General features: G+C 70.3%; 16 protein-coding genes. 9 read left to right on the forward strand and 7 right to left on the reverse strand.

Going from position 1 to position 14,509, the window contains the following annotated elements; genetic code table 11:
- Nucleotides 1–23: 23 nt before the first annotated feature.
- The 3 genes from J7E96_RS24035 to zapE all read right to left on the reverse strand — a co-directional run bounded on the left by J7E96_RS24035 (nt 24) and on the right by zapE (nt 3,102).
- The gene (locus J7E96_RS24035; RefSeq protein WP_215133752.1) at nt 24–1,406 is read right to left on the reverse strand and encodes an alkaline phosphatase PhoX; all 1,383 of its coding nucleotides are present in this window, start codon (nt 1,404–1,406) and stop codon (nt 24–26) included.
- A 126-nt stretch (nt 1,407–1,532) separates the two neighbouring features.
- The gene (locus J7E96_RS24040; protein ID WP_215133753.1) at nt 1,533–1,958 is read right to left on the reverse strand and encodes an OsmC family protein; all 426 of its coding nucleotides are present in this window, start codon (nt 1,956–1,958) and stop codon (nt 1,533–1,535) included.
- 46 nt (nt 1,959–2,004) lie between these two features.
- A complete protein-coding gene (gene zapE / locus J7E96_RS24045) occupies nt 2,005–3,102 on the reverse strand; it encodes a cell division protein ZapE (protein WP_215133754.1) in 1,098 nt (365 codons plus the stop codon).
- Nucleotides 3,103–3,139: 37 nt separating this feature from the next.
- Here zapE and J7E96_RS24050 point away from each other — a divergent pair, with 37 nt between their 5' ends.
- The 8 genes from J7E96_RS24050 to J7E96_RS24085 all read left to right on the forward strand — a co-directional run bounded on the left by J7E96_RS24050 (nt 3,140) and on the right by J7E96_RS24085 (nt 10,195).
- Nucleotides 3,140–3,913: a pyrimidine reductase family protein gene (locus J7E96_RS24050; RefSeq protein ID WP_215133755.1), complete on the forward strand. Its 774-nt coding sequence runs from the start codon at nt 3,140–3,142 to the stop codon at nt 3,911–3,913.
- 151 nt (nt 3,914–4,064) lie between these two features.
- Nucleotides 4,065–4,535, forward strand: a complete 471-nt coding sequence (locus J7E96_RS24055; protein ID WP_215133756.1) for an indole-3-glycerol phosphate synthase — start codon at nt 4,065–4,067, stop codon at nt 4,533–4,535.
- Between the two features lie 76 nt (nt 4,536–4,611).
- Nucleotides 4,612–6,021, forward strand: coding sequence for a UDP-N-acetylmuramate--L-alanine ligase (gene murC, locus J7E96_RS24060; protein WP_215133757.1), 1,410 nt, complete (start codon nt 4,612–4,614; stop codon nt 6,019–6,021).
- A gap of 10 nt (nt 6,022–6,031) precedes the next feature.
- Nucleotides 6,032–6,442 (forward strand): peptide-methionine (R)-S-oxide reductase MsrB, encoded by a 411-nt coding sequence (gene msrB / locus J7E96_RS24065; RefSeq protein WP_215133758.1) that lies wholly within the window; start codon nt 6,032–6,034, stop codon nt 6,440–6,442.
- A 422-nt stretch (nt 6,443–6,864) separates the two neighbouring features.
- Nucleotides 6,865–7,392, forward strand: a complete 528-nt coding sequence (locus J7E96_RS24070; protein WP_215133759.1) for a hypothetical protein — start codon at nt 6,865–6,867, stop codon at nt 7,390–7,392.
- Between the two features lie 89 nt (nt 7,393–7,481).
- The gene (locus J7E96_RS24075; RefSeq protein ID WP_215133760.1) at nt 7,482–8,327 is read left to right on the forward strand and encodes a DUF4097 family beta strand repeat-containing protein; all 846 of its coding nucleotides are present in this window, start codon (nt 7,482–7,484) and stop codon (nt 8,325–8,327) included.
- A gap of 81 nt (nt 8,328–8,408) precedes the next feature.
- Entirely contained in the window at nt 8,409–9,407 is a 999-nt protein-coding gene (locus J7E96_RS24080) for an ATP-binding cassette domain-containing protein (RefSeq protein WP_215133895.1), read from the forward strand.
- Nucleotides 9,404–10,195, forward strand: coding sequence for an ABC transporter permease (locus tag J7E96_RS24085; RefSeq protein ID WP_215133761.1), 792 nt, complete (start codon nt 9,404–9,406; stop codon nt 10,193–10,195). The genes J7E96_RS24080 and J7E96_RS24085 overlap by 4 nt, the downstream gene beginning before the upstream one ends.
- Nucleotides 10,196–10,287: 92 nt before the next feature.
- Here J7E96_RS24085 and J7E96_RS24090 read toward each other — a convergent pair whose 3' ends face one another.
- On the reverse strand, nt 10,288–10,698 hold the full coding sequence (locus tag J7E96_RS24090; protein WP_215133762.1) for an organic hydroperoxide resistance protein: 411 nt from the start codon (nt 10,696–10,698) through the stop codon (nt 10,288–10,290).
- Between the two features lie 92 nt (nt 10,699–10,790).
- Between J7E96_RS24090 and J7E96_RS24095 the strand changes: the two genes are divergently transcribed.
- Nucleotides 10,791–11,276, forward strand: coding sequence for a MarR family winged helix-turn-helix transcriptional regulator (locus J7E96_RS24095; protein ID WP_215133763.1), 486 nt, complete (start codon nt 10,791–10,793; stop codon nt 11,274–11,276).
- A 107-nt stretch (nt 11,277–11,383) separates the two neighbouring features.
- Here J7E96_RS24095 and J7E96_RS24100 read toward each other — a convergent pair whose 3' ends face one another.
- The 3 genes from J7E96_RS24100 to J7E96_RS24110 form a co-directional block, all read right to left on the reverse strand.
- Entirely contained in the window at nt 11,384–12,442 is a 1,059-nt protein-coding gene (locus J7E96_RS24100) for a methyltransferase (RefSeq protein ID WP_215133764.1), read from the reverse strand.
- Nucleotides 12,443–12,497: 55 nt separating this feature from the next.
- A complete protein-coding gene (locus tag J7E96_RS24105; protein ID WP_215133765.1) occupies nt 12,498–13,331 on the reverse strand; it encodes a helix-turn-helix transcriptional regulator in 834 nt (277 codons plus the stop codon).
- A gap of 72 nt (nt 13,332–13,403) precedes the next feature.
- Nucleotides 13,404–14,444 (reverse strand): dipeptidase, encoded by a 1,041-nt coding sequence (locus J7E96_RS24110; protein WP_215133766.1) that lies wholly within the window; start codon nt 14,442–14,444, stop codon nt 13,404–13,406.
- Nucleotides 14,445–14,509: the final 65 nt, after the last annotated feature.

Below are 14,509 nucleotides of genomic sequence, written 5' to 3' on the forward strand. Positions count from 1 at the left end.
CGGTCCGTCAGTTTCTTGTCGGCTCAGTCGTGGAACGGGCCCGTTACGGCGAATGTCGTACCCGGCGTGTAGCAGTTGACGTACATCGTCCCCAAGTCGGGCGAGAAGGTGACGCCCGCGAACTCGCCCCACTCCGGTTCCTCGGCCGTGCCGATGTTCTGCCGGTTGCGCGCCATCTCGTACACCTCGCCGCGCCTGGTCAGCCCGTACACGTGCTGCGCGCCGTTGCCGTCCTCGCACACCATCAGGCCGCCGCTGGGGGCCAGGCAGATGTTGTCCGGGGACTCGCCGGGCAGCTGGATGTCCGTGCTCGGGCCGAAGACCACGACCAGGGTGAGGCGCCGCCTGTCCGGCTCGTACTTCCACACCTGCCCGAAGTGGTCGGCCGCCGAGCCCTCCCGGCTGCGCGCGAAGCTGGAGACGAAGTAGACCTCCCTTTCGCCCCAGTAGCAGCCCTCCAGCTTCTGGGCGTGCGTGATGCCCTTGCTGCCGAAGTCCTGGAGCCGGATGGGCGTCTCCTTCGCCAGCGGGTCCGGTACGGGCACCCATTCGACACCGCGGAAGCTCGCGCCGGTCTCCTGGACCGCCGACAGGTCGGGTACGCCCGGAACGCGCATCGCCTCCAGGGCGCCGCCCGCGCGCAGCGAGCCGGTGCCGCCCAGCGGCCTGTCGGGCAGGAAGCGGTAGAAGAGGCCGAAGGGCCGCTGGAACGCGTCCTCCGTCTCGTAGACGATGCCGCTCCTGGGGTCGACGGCGATCGCCTCGTGCTGGAAGCGGCCCATCGCGGTGAGCGGGACGGCGCCGGTGCGGCGCCCGTCGACCGGGTCGACCTCGAAGATGAAGCCGTGGTCCTTGGTGTAGCCGTTGGTGCCGGCCTTGTCCTCGTTCTCCTCGCAGGTGAGCCAGGTGTTCCAGGGGGTGGGGCCGCCGGCGCAGTTGACGGCCGTACCGGCTATGGCGACGCGCTCTCCGAGGACGTTGTTGCGGGCGTCCACGGTGATGGCCGTACAGCCGCCCTTGGCGGCCGGGTCGTACGTCAGGCCCCTGACCGTCGGGACGCCGAGCTCCGCGGTGTGGCGGTTCTCGTGGTTACGGACGAGGTGGACGCGGCCGTGGTGGCCTCTGAAGGCGGCCATGCCGTCGTGGTTGCCGGGGACCTTGCCCTCGCGCGAACTCAGCGGCCTGCCCTCGCGGGAGAGGACCTTGTAGCGGAAACCTTCCGGCAGGTCCAGGAGGCCGTCCGGGTCGGGCACGAGCGGTCCGTAATCGCTGCGGCCCAGTCCCCGGGCGGCGGCGGTGCCGGCGAAGATGTCCGACAGTGATCCGGCGAACGCGATACCGACGCCGACGGCGCCCGCGCGGGCCAGGACTTCACGCCGGGATGCGTACGAGCCTGTTTCAGTCATGAGGTAACTCCCTGCTGGCGGACAGGAACGTGTGACCCGCACGTGTGTAGCACGCAAGCGATCTCACGTGAACCATGCGGGCCACAACACCTCAACCGCGTCGCCTGCGGACGCGTGTGCCCCGGATCAGACGAGTGACGCGCTCAGCGTGATCGTCGTACCCGCCAGCGCCTGGCTGACCGGGCAGTTCGCCTTGCCCTCCTCCGCCGCCTTGACGAAGGCGTCCTCGTCCATGCCAGGGACCTCGCCCTGCACGGTGAGGTGGACGCGGGTGATGCCCTCGCCCGGCACGAAGGTGACCTCGGCCTTGGTGTTGAGGCGGGTCGGCGGGGTGCCGGCCTTCGCGAGCACGTTGGAGAACGCCATGTTGTAGCAGCTCGACTGGGCGGCGGCGATCAGCTCCTCGGGGCTGGTCATGCCGTTCGGCTCCTCGGTCCGGGCGGGCCAGGAGACGGGGTGCTCGCCGATGCCGGACGAGTCGAGGGTCACGGTGCCCTTGCCCTTGAACAGGTCGCCTTCCCAGACGCTGTGTGCCTGACGCGTTGCAGCCATATCGAAAAGCCCTTCTCGCGGATGGTGATCCAGATCCAGGCCCAACTTACTGGGCGACAAGGCCCTTCGCGTCCCGCGCCAGCGCGGTCAGCCGGGAGATCGCCCGGAAGTACTTCTTCCGGTAGCCGCCGTTCAGCATCTCTTCACTGAACAGGCGGTCGAACGGCAGCCCGGAGGCCAGCACCGGCACCTCGCGGTCGTACAGCCGGTCGGCGAGCACGACGAGCCGCAGCGCCGTCGACTGGTCCGGCACGGCGGTCACGTCGGTGAGGCAGACGGCCCGTACGTCGTCCGTGAGCGCTCCGTAGCGGCTCGGGTGGACCTTGGCGAGGTGGTCGAGCAGGTGGGGGAAGTCGTCGAGGCTGGCGCCCTCGGTCGCGTACGCCGCCTTGGTGACCTCCTCGTCGGAGTACGGGGGAGGGGCCTCGGGCAGCCCGCGGTGGCGGTAGTCCTCGCCGTCGATGCGCAGTGGCCGGAAGTGGGCCGACAGGCCCTGGATCTCGCGCAGGAAGTCGACGGCGGCGAAGCGGCCCTCGCCGAGCTTGCCGGGCAGGGTGTTGGAGGTGGCGGCCAGCGCGACGCCCGCTTCGACGAGCCTGCGCAGCAGCGACGACACCAGCACCGTGTCGCCCGGGTCGTCGAGCTCGAACTCGTCGATGCAGAGCAGGCGGTGCTCGCTCAGCGTCCGCACGGTCTGCTGGAAGCCGAGGGCGCCGACGAGGTTCGTCAGCTCCACAAAGGTGCCGAAGGCCTTGAGCTCGCGGGGCGCGGGGGTGGCGTGCCAGAGGGAGGCCAGGAGGTGCGTCTTGCCGACGCCGTACCCGCCGTCGAGGTAGACGCCGCGCGGCGCGGCGGGCGCGGCGGGCTTCTTCCCGAACTCGAACCAGCGCCGCTTGCCCCCGCCGATCGCCGTCGCCCCGCCGAGACCGGCCGCGAAGGTGCTCAGGACCTGGACCGCCTGGGTCTGGCTGGGCTGGTTCGGGTCCGGTACGTACGTATCGAAGCGCACCGAGTCGAAGCGCGGCGGCGGCACCATCTCGGCGACCAGACGGTCGGCGGGGACGTGCGGCTCGCGTGCGCACAGGGACAGGGGGGCCGCTTCGGCTATGGGGGCGGACCCATGAGCGGCGGTGGAGGACGACACGGGGCTCAAGTCTAGGGGCCATGCCAGACTGCACGGCATGCGACGCCTGTTCCCTGTGACCGACGAAACACGCTCCGCCGCCGAAGGCGAGTGGGGGCTCGACGAGCTGGCCGACGCCTACGCGTATCCGAAGGAGCGCGGGCCGGCGGGAGCCTGGCTGCGGGCCAACATGGTCTCCACGCTCGACGGGGCCGCCCAGCACGAGGGCCGCTCGCAGCCGATCTCCTCCGACACCGACATGCGGATCTTCGGCACGCTGCGAGCGCTCGCCGACGTGGTGATCGTCGGTGCGGAAACGGTGCGCCTGGAGGGTTACCGTCCGGCCCGCGCCCGCGAGGCCTTCGCGGAGCGCAGAGCGGCGGCGGGGCAGGGCCCGGCGCCCGCCATCGCGGTGGTCAGCGCGAGCCTGAACCTGGACTTCTCCCTTCCGCTCTTTACGTCCCCCCTGGTCCCGACGCTCGTACTGACCGGCGCCACGGCTCCCCTCGACGGGATCCGCGCAGCCAGGGAGGCCGGGGCCGAGGTCCTGATCGTCGGGGACGGCGCCGTGGTGGAGCCGCCGCGCGCGGTGGAGGCGCTGGCGGAGCGGGGGCTCACCCGGTTGCTGACCGAGGGCGGGCCGCGGCTGCTGGCGCAGTTCATCGCGGCCGGGGTGCTGGACGAGCTGTGCCTCACGGTGTCGCCCATGCTCACGGCGGGCAACGCCCAGCGGATCGCCGACGGGCCGGGCGTGGCGGTTCCGGAACGGTTCGCACTGGCGTCCGTACTGGAGGAGGCCGGGTTCCTTTTCACCCAGTACCGTCGGATCTGACCCTCGTCGGAATTTGCCGTTCCGCTTAGCTTTCGCTGGGCACACTTATCTCACGCAGACCTCGTGCGGGCACGGGGAAGGATGGTTTCCGCAGGGGGCCGGCGGCGCCACCCAGAAGCGCCGGCCCAAGAAGAAGAGAAGGGCGCCCGTCGTGTTCACGAGCGTATTGATGATCGAGAAGCCCCTGTCGTCCGTCGACGTGGAGTTCGTCAGCACCCTTCACGGCGACGAAGGTGTCTCCTTCATCGTCCTGATGCAGCCGCGCGGCGACCAGGCGGACGTCCTCCTGCGCGCCATCGACGACGTAGCGCTGGGCCGGGTCGACGAAGCCGTCCGGGAGCCCGAGACGCCCCGGGGCGAGGAGGCGAAGCCCCTCGCGCAGCGCGGCCTGGAGGCGACCCTGGAGGCGCTGCGGGCGCGTGGCAACGAGGCCGTGGGCCAGGTCGTCGAGGAGCACCCGCTGGACCTGCTCAAGGCGGTCGTCGCAGAGACGGGCGCCGACGAGGTGATCGTTCTGACCGCGCCGCACTACGTCGAGGAGTTCTTCCACCGGGACTGGGCCTCGCGCGCCCGTCACAAGGTCGGCGTACCGGTGCTCAAGCTCTTCTCCCACAACGAATAGGCTGGGGCACCGCTCACACCGGGGCACCCGCTCCACGGGAGCACCGCCCACACGTCACACCTTGGGAGACACACGTATGGCACCCGGCCTTCCCACCGCCATGGACCGACCGCACTTCATCGGCATCGGCGGCGCCGGAATGTCGGGGATCGCGAAGATCCTCGCCCAGCGCGGCGCACGGGTCGCCGGCAGCGACTCCCGCGAGTCCGCCACCGCCGAGTCCCTGCGCGCGCTGGGCGCCACGGTCCACATCGGCCACGCCGCCGAGCACCTGGCGGACGACTCGACCTGCGTCGTCGTCTCCAGCGCCATCCGCCCCGACAACCCGGAGCTGGTCCGCGCCGCCGAGCTCGGCATCCCCGTCGTGCACCGCTCCGACGCGCTGGCCTCGCTGATGGGCGGCCTGCGGGCCATCGCGGTGGCGGGCACGCACGGCAAGACGACGACGACCTCGATGCTGGCCGTCGCCCTCACCGAGCTGGGCCTGGACCCGTCGTACGCCATCGGCGGCGACCTGGAGGGCCCCGGCACGAACGCCCGCCACGGCGAGGGCGACATCTTCGTCGCCGAGGCGGACGAAAGCGACCGCAGCTTCCAGAAGTACGACCCCGAGGTCGCGATCGTCCTCAACGTCGAGCTGGACCACCACGCGAACTACGCCTCGATGGACGAGATCTACGACTCCTTCGAGACCTTCGTCGGCAAGGTCGTCCCCGGCGGCACGCTCGTCATCTCCGCGGACCAGCCCGGCGCCGTAGAACTGACGTCCCGCCTCCGCGACCTGTCCACCCTGAAGATCGTCACGTACGGCGACTCCCCGTCGGCCGACGTACGCGTCCACAAGGTCACCCCGCGCGGCCTGACCAGCGAGGTCACGGTCGTCCTCGCCGGCCGCTACCTCACCTTCACGGTCTCGGTCCCCGGCAGGCACTACGCCCACAACGCGGTGGCCGCCCTGGCGGCGGGCGTGGCGCTCGGCATCCCGGCACACAACCTGGCCTCGGCCCTCGGCAAGTACACCGGCGTCAAGCGCCGCCTCCAGCTCAAGGGCGAGGTGAACGGCGTCCAGGTCATCGACTCGTACGCCCACCACCCGACCGAGATGACCGCCGACCTGGAAGCGATGCGAGGCGCGGCGGCCGACGCTCGCCTTCTCGTCGTCTTCCAGCCCCACCTCTTCTCCCGCACCCAGGAGCTGGCCACCGAGATGGGCCAGTCCCTGGCCCTCGCGGACGCCTCGGTGGTCCTCGACATCTACCCGGCCCGCGAGGACCCGATCCCCGGCGTCACCAGCTCGCTGATCATCGACGCGGCCCGCCGGGCCGGCGCCGACGTGACGGCGGTCCCCGACAAGGCGACGGTCCCGGACGTGATCGCGGGAATGGCGAAGCAGGGCGATCTTGTTCTCACGATGGGCGCGGGCGACGTGACGGACCTGGGTCCCGCCATCCTGGACAAGCTCAGCCTCGCCCGCCTGTCGAACTGAGGGAGCCACCATGTCGTACGACGTCGAGAAGCCCGACGAGCAGTGGCGCGCGGAACTGACTCCCGCCGAGTACGCCGTCCTTCGCCAGGCCGGCACGGAGCCCGCCTTCGTCGGCGAGTACACGGACACCAAGACGACCGGCGTCTACTCCTGCCGCGCGTGCGGCGCCGAGCTGTTCCGCTCCGACACGAAGTTCGAGTCGCACTGCGGCTGGCCGTCGTTCTACAACCCGAAGGACACGGACGCGGTCGAACTGATCGCGGACACCTCCCACGGCATGACCCGCACCGAGGTCCGCTGCGCGAGGTGCGGCTCGCACCTCGGCCACGTCTTCGAGGGCGAGGGCTACCCGACCCCGACCGACCAGCGCTACTGCATCAACTCGATCTCGCTGCGGCTGACCCCCGACGAGGCGGCCTGAGCTCCCGAGCTGTCTACCTCTGATCTCGCCCTTCACCACCGCCCTTCAGGGTGGTGGTGAAGGGCGTCTTCGAGGATGAAGCCGTACGCCGCGTTCGGCCGCTCCCGCAGCAGCCGCTGTCGGCTCCGTCCGTGCCGCGAGCTGTGCCTCGCCCGGAATCAACCGGCATTCGTACGTGTAGAGACTGATCGCCTGCTCGGCCACCGTGCGTCTCCGTACGCGGACGCAGCGTACGCGCGCCGCCCGCGGTGATGCCGCGCGACGCCACACCGCGACAAGTTGGCGCCGTCACTTCACTCAGTCCTCGTGTGCCCTCTGACCTGCGATGACGGGATAACTGTCACCAGCTGAACCTTGCCGCGCGCCACCTGTTGCGGCCTTCGGGCTTGCGAGTGGCGCCATTGTGGTGCCACTATGGAGTCATGGACCTCACGCCGTACGTCGAAACACTCCAACGGGAACTGGCGGTGGCCGCCGAAGCCGGGGGTGACGAAGCCCGCGAGCTTGCCGAGCGGCTGACCGCGCCGTTGGAGTCGGCCACCCGTCTGACCCTGCTCAATGTGCTGTCCGCCGCCATGGGCGAGATCACCCGTGAACTCGCCCCCGGCTCGGTCGACGTACGACTGCGTGGCCTCGACCCGGACTTCGTGGTGGTGCTGCCGCAGCACGAGGACCGGGGGGCCGAACCGCTCGACGCGCCGGCGCCCGCGCCCGCACCGGCCCCGGTCCCCGCCGACACGGACGAGGGTGGCACCGCCCGCGTCAATCTGCGCCTGCCCGCCCACCTCAAGACCCGCGCCGAGGAGGCGGCGGGCAGGGAGGGTCTGTCGGTCAACGCGTGGCTCGTACGCGTCGTGTCGGCCGCGGTCGACACGGGCGGCGCCGCCACCCCCCGTACTCCCGGGAAGACCCGGACCACCGGCCAGAGCTTCACGGGCTGGGTGCGTTAACCAGCCCCTCGGAACGGCTTCACCCACGCCACGTCCCACCAGCGGGGACGCCACGAACACCTCAGAGGACCCAAGAGGACGGGACAGCCATGCCTTCTTTCGACACTCCCCAGCCGATCTCGGTCAACGCCCACGTGGACGCGGGATCCCTCCAGTTCGCCGCGGCCGACCGCGCCGACACCGTCGTGGACGTAGCTCCCCGCGACCCGAAGAAGGACCAGGACGTGCGGGCCGCCGAGCAGACCGAAGTCACCTACTCGGGCGGCAAGCTGCGCATCAGGACGCCCAAGCAGCGCTACCTCTTCGGGCGCACCGGCACCGTCGACGTCACCGTCGAACTGCCCGCGGGCTCCCAGGTCGAGGCGACCGGCGGGTGGGCCGAGGTGCGCGGCGACGGGCGCCTCGGCGAGGTCCGCGTGAAGACCTCGTCCGGTGACGTCCGCCTCGACACGACCGGCCCGCTGCACCTGACCGCTTCCCACGGGTCTATCACCGTGGACCGCGTCGAGGGCTCCGCCGAAATCACCACCAGCTCCGGCAGCATGCGCGTCGGCACGGTCACGGGCGTCGCCGTCCTGAAGAACTCGCACGGCACCACCAGCGTCAGCGACGTCACCGGCGACCTGCGGGTCAGCGGCGCCAACGGCGACATCATCATCGAGCGCGCCCGGGCCTCCGTCGCGGCCACCACCGCGAACGGCACGCTGCGGGTCGCCGAAGTCACCCGCGGGACCGTCCAGTTGGAGACGTCCTACGGAGCCATCGACGTGGGCGTGCGCGAGGGCACCAGCGCCTGGCTCGACGTCAGCTCGGGCGCCGGGAGCGTGCACAACTCGCTGACCGCGTCCGAGGGCCCGGAAGAGTCCCAGGACACCGTCGAGGTCCGCGCCCGTACGCGCTACGGGAACATCGACGTCCACCGCGCCCGCGCCTGAGAACCCGCCTTTCACTCCGCCTTTCATTCCATTCCATTCATTCCAGCCTTCGATCGGGAGGGCCCCATGCGTTCATCTGTCATGCCCGCATCAAGGAGCGCCAACGGCCAGGAGCCGCCCGCCGCCGTCTCCGCCGTCTGCCTGCGCAAGTCCTACGGCGACAAGCTCGTCCTCGACGGGATCGACCTGCGCATCCCGGCAGGCACCGTCTTCGCGCTGCTCGGCCCGAACGGCGCCGGCAAGACCACCGTCGTCCAGATCCTCTCCACGCTCATCTCCGCCGACGCCGGCTCCGGCGACATCCGCGTCAGCGGCCACGACCTGTCCGCCGACCCGCAGGCCGTGCGCGCCGCGATCGGCGTCACCGGCCAGTTCTCCGCCGTCGACGGCCTGATCACCGGCGAGGAGAACATGCTCCTCATGGCGGACCTGCACCACCTCTCGCGCCGCGAGGGCCGCCGCACCGCCGCCGAACTCCTTGAGCGCTTCGACCTGGTGGAGGCCGCGAAGAAGCCCGCCTCCACCTACTCCGGCGGCATGAAGCGCCGCCTCGACATCGCCATGACGCTGGTCGGCAACCCGCGGATCATCTTCCTCGACGAGCCGACCACCGGCCTCGACCCGCGCAGCCGCCACAACATGTGGGGGATCATCCGCGAGCTGGTCTCAGGCGGCGTCACCGTCTTCCTCACCACCCAGTACCTGGAGGAGGCCGACGAACTCGCCGACCGCATCGCGGTGCTGAGCGACGGCAAGATCGCCGCCGAGGGGAGCGCCGGCGAGCTGAAGCGGCTCGTCCCGGGCGGGCACGTGCGGCTGCGGTTCGCCGACCCGTCCGCGTACCAGTCCGCCGCCGTCGCCCTGAGCGAGGTCACCCGCGACGACGAGGCGCTGTCGCTGCAGATCCCCAGCGACGGCAGTCAGCGCGAGCTGCGCTCCATCCTCGACTGGCTGGACTCGGCCGGAATCGAGGCGGACGAGCTGACCGTGCACACCCCCGACCTCGACGACGTGTTCTTCGCCCTGACCGGCGGAAGCGCAGCCAATGTCCCCAACCAGCCCAAGGAGAACGTCCGATGAGTGCCCTCTCCCTCGCCGTACGCGACTCGAACACGATGCTGCGCCGCAACCTGCTGCACGCGCGGCGCTATCCCTCCATGACCCTGAACCTGCTGCTCACGCCGATCATGCTGCTGCTGCTCTTCGTCTACATCTTCGGTGACGTGATGAGCGCGGGCATCGGCGGCGGCGGCGCGGACCGCTCCGACTACATCGCCTATATCGTGCCCGGCATCCTGCTGATGACCATCGGCGGCACCGTGGTCGGGACAGCGGTGTCCGTCTCCAACGACATGACCGAGGGCATCATCGCCCGCTTCCGCACGATGGCGATCCATCGCGGTTCCGTGCTCGTCGGGCACGTCGTCGGCAGCGTGCTGCAGTCGATCATGAGCGTGGTCTTCGTGGGCGCCGTCGCCGTGGCCATCGGCTTCCGGTCCACGGATGCCGGCGTCCTGGAGTGGCTGGCGGCGTTCGGGCTGCTCGTACTCTTCGCCATGGCGCTCACCTGGGTCGCGGTCGGCATGGGCCTGATCAGCCCGAACGCCGAGGCCGCCAGCAACAACGCGATGCCGATGATCCTGCTGCCGCTGCTTTCCAGCGCCTTCGTCCCGGTCGACGCGATGCCGGGCTGGTTCCGGCCGATCGCCGAGTACCAGCCGTTCACCCCGGCCATCGAGACGCTGCGGGGGCTGCTGCTCGGCACCGAGATCGGCCACAACGGGTGGCTCGCGGTCGGCTGGTGCCTGGGTCTCGCGGTGCTCGGATACTTCTGGTCGATCTCGAAGTTCAACCGCGACTCCAAGTAACCGACCGCCATGACGGCGCGGGCGGCGTACTCCGACACCACGTCGGCGTACGCCGCCCTGCCGCCGCGGTGCCGGGCTTCGGCTGCCCCGTGTCACTCAATGACGAGTTCGACCTCGATGTTGCCGCTGGTGGCCTTGGAGTACGGGCAGTAGGCGTGGGTCGCCTCGACCAGCTTCCGGCCCGTCTCGCCCGCCAAGGCGTCCGGGAGCTCCACGCGCATCACGACCGCGAGCCCGAAGCCCGTGTCGTCCTTGCCGATGGAGACCTCGGCGGTCACGGAGACGTCCTTGGTGTCGACCTTCATCTGGCGCGCCACCTGCCCCATCGCGCTGGCGAAGCAAGCGGCGTACCCGGCGGCGAAGAGCTGCTCGGGGTTGGTTCGCTGACCGTTGCCACCGAGGGCCGGCGGCATGGCGAGGGGGAGGTCGATGTGACCGTCGGAGCTCACGGTGCGGCCCTCGCGGCCATTGGCGGTGGCGACAGCGGTGTACAGCGCGTTCATGGGGTCTCCTCATTCGTCTGCGGGAGGCTCAAGAGTTGCCCATCATTAAATTGTGCACAATCTAATGATGGGCGACGGGTTACTCTGGACCCATGACGCCCGCCCCCACCACCGACCCGGTCCTCCCCGCAGTCTCCGATGCGGAACTGCTCCGCCTCGATCACCAGGTCTGCTTCTCACTGCACGCGGCCTCGCGCGCCTTCGGCGGCGTCTACCGCGACGCGCTCAAGGACCTCGGCCTCACGTACCCCCAGTACCTGGCCATGCTCGTGCTCTGGGAGCACGGCCCGCAGCCCGTCAAAGCGATCGGCGACCAGCTGCGCCTCGACTCCGGCACGCTCTCTCCGCTGCTCAAGCGGCTGGAGACGGCCGGCCTGGTGCGACGCGAGCGCAGCGCCGCCGACGAACGCTCCGTAACGGTCCGGCTGACAGAGGCAGGCGCCGAGATGCGTGAGCGGGCGCTGCCGGTGCCGCGCAGGATTCTTGCCGCGACGGGCCTCTCGATCGAGGAGATCCTCGGCCTTCAAGGGCTCCTGGGCCGCTTGACGGGCGCACTGGACGAGGCTCAGCGCCAGTAGTGCGTCGCTCCGCTGGGACCTGACCGGCGACCTGTGTTGCTACGGGCGGGCGGTGAGCGAGGGCTAGGCCGGACACGGGCTTCGATGTCTGCGCCGAGGCAGTGCGGTCAGCCGGCCACCGCCTCTATGAGGGAGAACGGTGCGGCCTCCGTGAGCGGGGTGACCGAGGTGATGGACAGGCCCGCGCGGCGGCACACGTCCTCGAAGTCCCTGCGGGTGCGCTCTCTGCCGCCCACGTTCACCAGCATGTTGAGGTCGCTCAGATAGGTGACTCCGCCGTCGGTGACGCCGGCGTCGGTGTCGACGATTTCGGGAAGCACGGGCTCCACGATCAGGACGAGACCACCGGGCGGCAGCACCTCACGGCAGTGGCCAAGGATGGTGACCGCCTGGTCGTCCGTCCAGTCGTGCAGGACGCTCTTCATCAGGTAGAGGTCCGAGCCCTCGGGGACCGTACGGAAGAAGTCCCCAGCGATCAGAGAGCAGCGCCCCTTCAGCCCGTGCCGCTCCAGCGTCTTCGGCGCCTCGGCCAGGCCCTGCGCCGTGTCGAAGACCACACCGGTGAGGCCCGGATGCGCGTCCAGTACACCGGCCAGGAGGGTTCCGTCGCCCCCACCGACGTCCGTGACCGTGGTGAACCGGCCGAAGTCGAAGGCGCACGGCAGTGCGGCGGCGGTCTCCGAGACGGCTTGGCTCATCGCCGCGTTGAACTCCGCGGACAGCTCGGGGTGCTGGGCGAGGTGGCTGAAGAAGTCTGTGCCGAACACGGCGTCGAACGCGATCTCGCCGGTGCGGACACTGTCGTCCAGGTGTTCCCAGGCGCGTACGATCGCCGGCTCGGTGAACATCCGCACGAACGACGTGAACGAATCGGGCCGGCCGGGGTCGAGGAGTGCGCCCGCGGCGGTAACCGAGAAGTAATCGGGGGCGTGTTCCTTCAGCAGGCCGAGCCCGGTCAGGGCGCGCAGCAGCCGCGTCATGGGCTGCGGTTCGGCTCCGGCGTCGGCGGCCACCTCGGCGGCCCGGCGGGGCGTATCGCCGATCAGCTCCACCACCCCCAGCCGGACCGCTGCGCGCAAGGTTTGCGCGGCCATGCTCCCGAACGCGAGCCGGACGATCAGATCGCGGTCGGCCATGCCTGCTGCTCGGACATCGGTGTTCGCCACAGGTGTCTTCCTTCTCTCGTGTGGTGGTACGTGCATGAACCGGTGTGGGCACGGGTCAGGCGGCGGACGTAGTCCTGCCGGCCAGGGCGCGCGGTGTGCACCCGGCAAGGGCCAGTACGTCGCGGTGGAGATGGGGCTGGTCGGCGTATCCGCACGCCAGGGCGACGTCGCTGGCGCTCCCGCCCGCGCGGAGTGCTCGGGCAGCATGGTCGAAGCGGACCAGCATGGCGGCCCGCTTCGGAGTGAGGCCGATCTGGGCACTGAATCTGGACCACAGCCGCTTGCGGCTCCAGCCGCAAGCCGCGGCGAGGTCACCGACCCGTATCCGGCCTCGACGGGCCACGATGGTGTCCCAGGCGGCGGCGACCTCGGGCGACATCGGCGGTGCCCCGGCCGCCCGCTTCCTGAGGAAGTCGTCCGTCAGCGCGAGGCGTTCCTGCCATGTCGTGGCGTCGGTCAACTGCTCGCGAAGGCGCCGCTCGTGCTGCCCCCACAGGTCGTCAAGACCGGTGACAGACCCGTTCAATTCGCGCGGGGAGACGCCCAGCAGCGCATAGGCAGCCCGGGGTGACAAGCACACTTCGACGCACTCGACGTGCTCGCCGCGGATGCGGGCCGGACCCGGCGACAATGAGGCAACGAGGCTTCTCATGGGCTGGTGCCCAGTGGCCCTCTCCACCGTGAGCGGGTCGTCCCCGAGCCCGATGACGACGATCACGGCGGGCTGGGGGAGCACCCGCATATCCAGCCCGGCGGCGACGCGGTCACGGAATCCGGCCATCCGGACGCCGTCGAGGGATGTGCCGCCGAGGGGGCGGGCGACCTCCCAGCCGTTCTCGGCATCGCGATCCGTGGGGGTGGGGGTGGACCCCACTTCGTGGCTGTGCATGCCTCTACCGTCGCCGACTTTCGGTGGTCCTGTCTTGGACGAAAGTTCCGTGGGTCCGACCCGGAGGGGATTTCAGAGCGTCACCTGGTTGGGGCGGCCCAGTTCCTTGCGGAAGAGGGTGAGGACGTTGTCGCCGAGGATCTTGCGGATGGTTGCCTCCGGCAGACCTCGGGCCAGCAATGCCTCGGTGAGCAGGGGCAGGCCGCGGGGTCCCTCGATGCCGGGAAGGGACCACGGGAAGCCGTAGTCGGGCTCGCAGCAGGGCGGGGTGATGTCGCCGATCACCTCCTGGATGAAGTCCGGGCCCAGGCCCACGTGGTCGGCGCCGGCGACCTCGGTGACGTACAGGATGTGGTCGGTCAGGCGGTCCAGGGTGCACTCGGCCGGGTCGTCGGCCAGGAACTCCGGGAGGAAGTTCACGCACACCGTGCCGCCGGTCGCGGCGATGCCCCGGATCTGGGCGTCGGTGAGGTTGCGGTGGTGGTCGCGCAGGGCCCGGGCGCAGGAGTGGGTGGCGAGGATGGGGCGGGTGGCCAGCTCGAGGACGTGGGCGACGCCCGAGGCACTCAGGTGCGATACGTCGAAGAGGATGCCCAGGCGTTCCATCTCGGCCAGGGCCTCGACACCGGCTGCGGTGAGGCGGCTTCCGGTGGCGTCCTCGCCGCTGCCGTCGGCCAGCGGCGTACGGCCCCATTGGGCTATGGAGGCGATACGTACGCCAAGGCGGTGGAAGGTGGGGACGAGTTCTGTGTTGGCGTCCATGCCGGGGGCGCTCTCCAGGGCCAGGACCAGGGCGATCCGACCCGCCCCCAGCGCCGCGTCGATGTCGGCGCCGTCCAGGCACAGCCGTACCTCGTCCGCGTTGCCCTCGGCCAGCGTGTGCGCGCACTCGATCATGCGCAGGGTCTCGCGGAGCGCGCCCTCCGGGCGGAAGTTGTCCTCGATGAAGACCGGCAGCACCTGGAGGTTCACCCCTCCCTCTCGGAGCTGCGGAAGCCACTGCTCCCGGAAGAAGCCCGCCCAGCGGCGGGGCGGGCGGGCGGTGACCGCCAGGAGGAGGTCGTTGTGGGTGTCGGCTACAACGGCGTCGTGGTGCAGTTCGGGAAAGGGCATGTGGGCGGATGTTACGCCGAGAGCGTGGTCCGGCCTTGGCTGTTTCAGGCTCTCGATCCGGGACC

It is taken from the genome of Streptomyces sp. ISL-96 (assembly GCF_018614035.1).
In the GTDB taxonomy this organism is placed as follows: domain Bacteria; phylum Actinomycetota; class Actinomycetes; order Streptomycetales; family Streptomycetaceae; genus Streptomyces.

Excerpts from the sequence above, each read along its gene's own strand:
- J7E96_RS24035 (WP_215133752.1), bottom strand. The coding sequence starts at position 1,406 with ATGACTGAAACAGGCTCGTACGCATCCCGGCGTGAAGTCCTGGCCCGC.
- J7E96_RS24040 (WP_215133753.1), bottom strand. The coding sequence starts at position 1,958 with ATGGCTGCAACGCGTCAGGCACACAGCGTCTGGGAAGGCGACCTGTTC.
- J7E96_RS24050 (WP_215133755.1), top strand. The coding sequence starts at position 3,140 with ATGCGACGCCTGTTCCCTGTGACCGACGAAACACGCTCCGCCGCCGAA.
- murC (WP_215133757.1), top strand. The coding sequence starts at position 4,612 with ATGGCACCCGGCCTTCCCACCGCCATGGACCGACCGCACTTCATCGGC.
- msrB (WP_215133758.1), top strand. The coding sequence starts at position 6,032 with ATGTCGTACGACGTCGAGAAGCCCGACGAGCAGTGGCGCGCGGAACTG.
- J7E96_RS24070 (WP_215133759.1), top strand. The coding sequence starts at position 6,865 with ATGGACCTCACGCCGTACGTCGAAACACTCCAACGGGAACTGGCGGTG.
- J7E96_RS24075 (WP_215133760.1), top strand. The coding sequence starts at position 7,482 with ATGCCTTCTTTCGACACTCCCCAGCCGATCTCGGTCAACGCCCACGTG.
- J7E96_RS24080 (WP_215133895.1), top strand. The coding sequence starts at position 8,409 with ATGCCCGCATCAAGGAGCGCCAACGGCCAGGAGCCGCCCGCCGCCGTC.
- J7E96_RS24085 (WP_215133761.1), top strand. The coding sequence starts at position 9,404 with ATGAGTGCCCTCTCCCTCGCCGTACGCGACTCGAACACGATGCTGCGC.
- J7E96_RS24090 (WP_215133762.1), bottom strand. The coding sequence starts at position 10,698 with ATGAACGCGCTGTACACCGCTGTCGCCACCGCCAATGGCCGCGAGGGC.
- J7E96_RS24095 (WP_215133763.1), top strand. The coding sequence starts at position 10,791 with ATGACGCCCGCCCCCACCACCGACCCGGTCCTCCCCGCAGTCTCCGAT.
- J7E96_RS24105 (WP_215133765.1), bottom strand. The coding sequence starts at position 13,331 with ATGCACAGCCACGAAGTGGGGTCCACCCCCACCCCCACGGATCGCGAT.
- J7E96_RS24110 (WP_215133766.1), bottom strand. The coding sequence starts at position 14,444 with ATGCCCTTTCCCGAACTGCACCACGACGCCGTTGTAGCCGACACCCAC.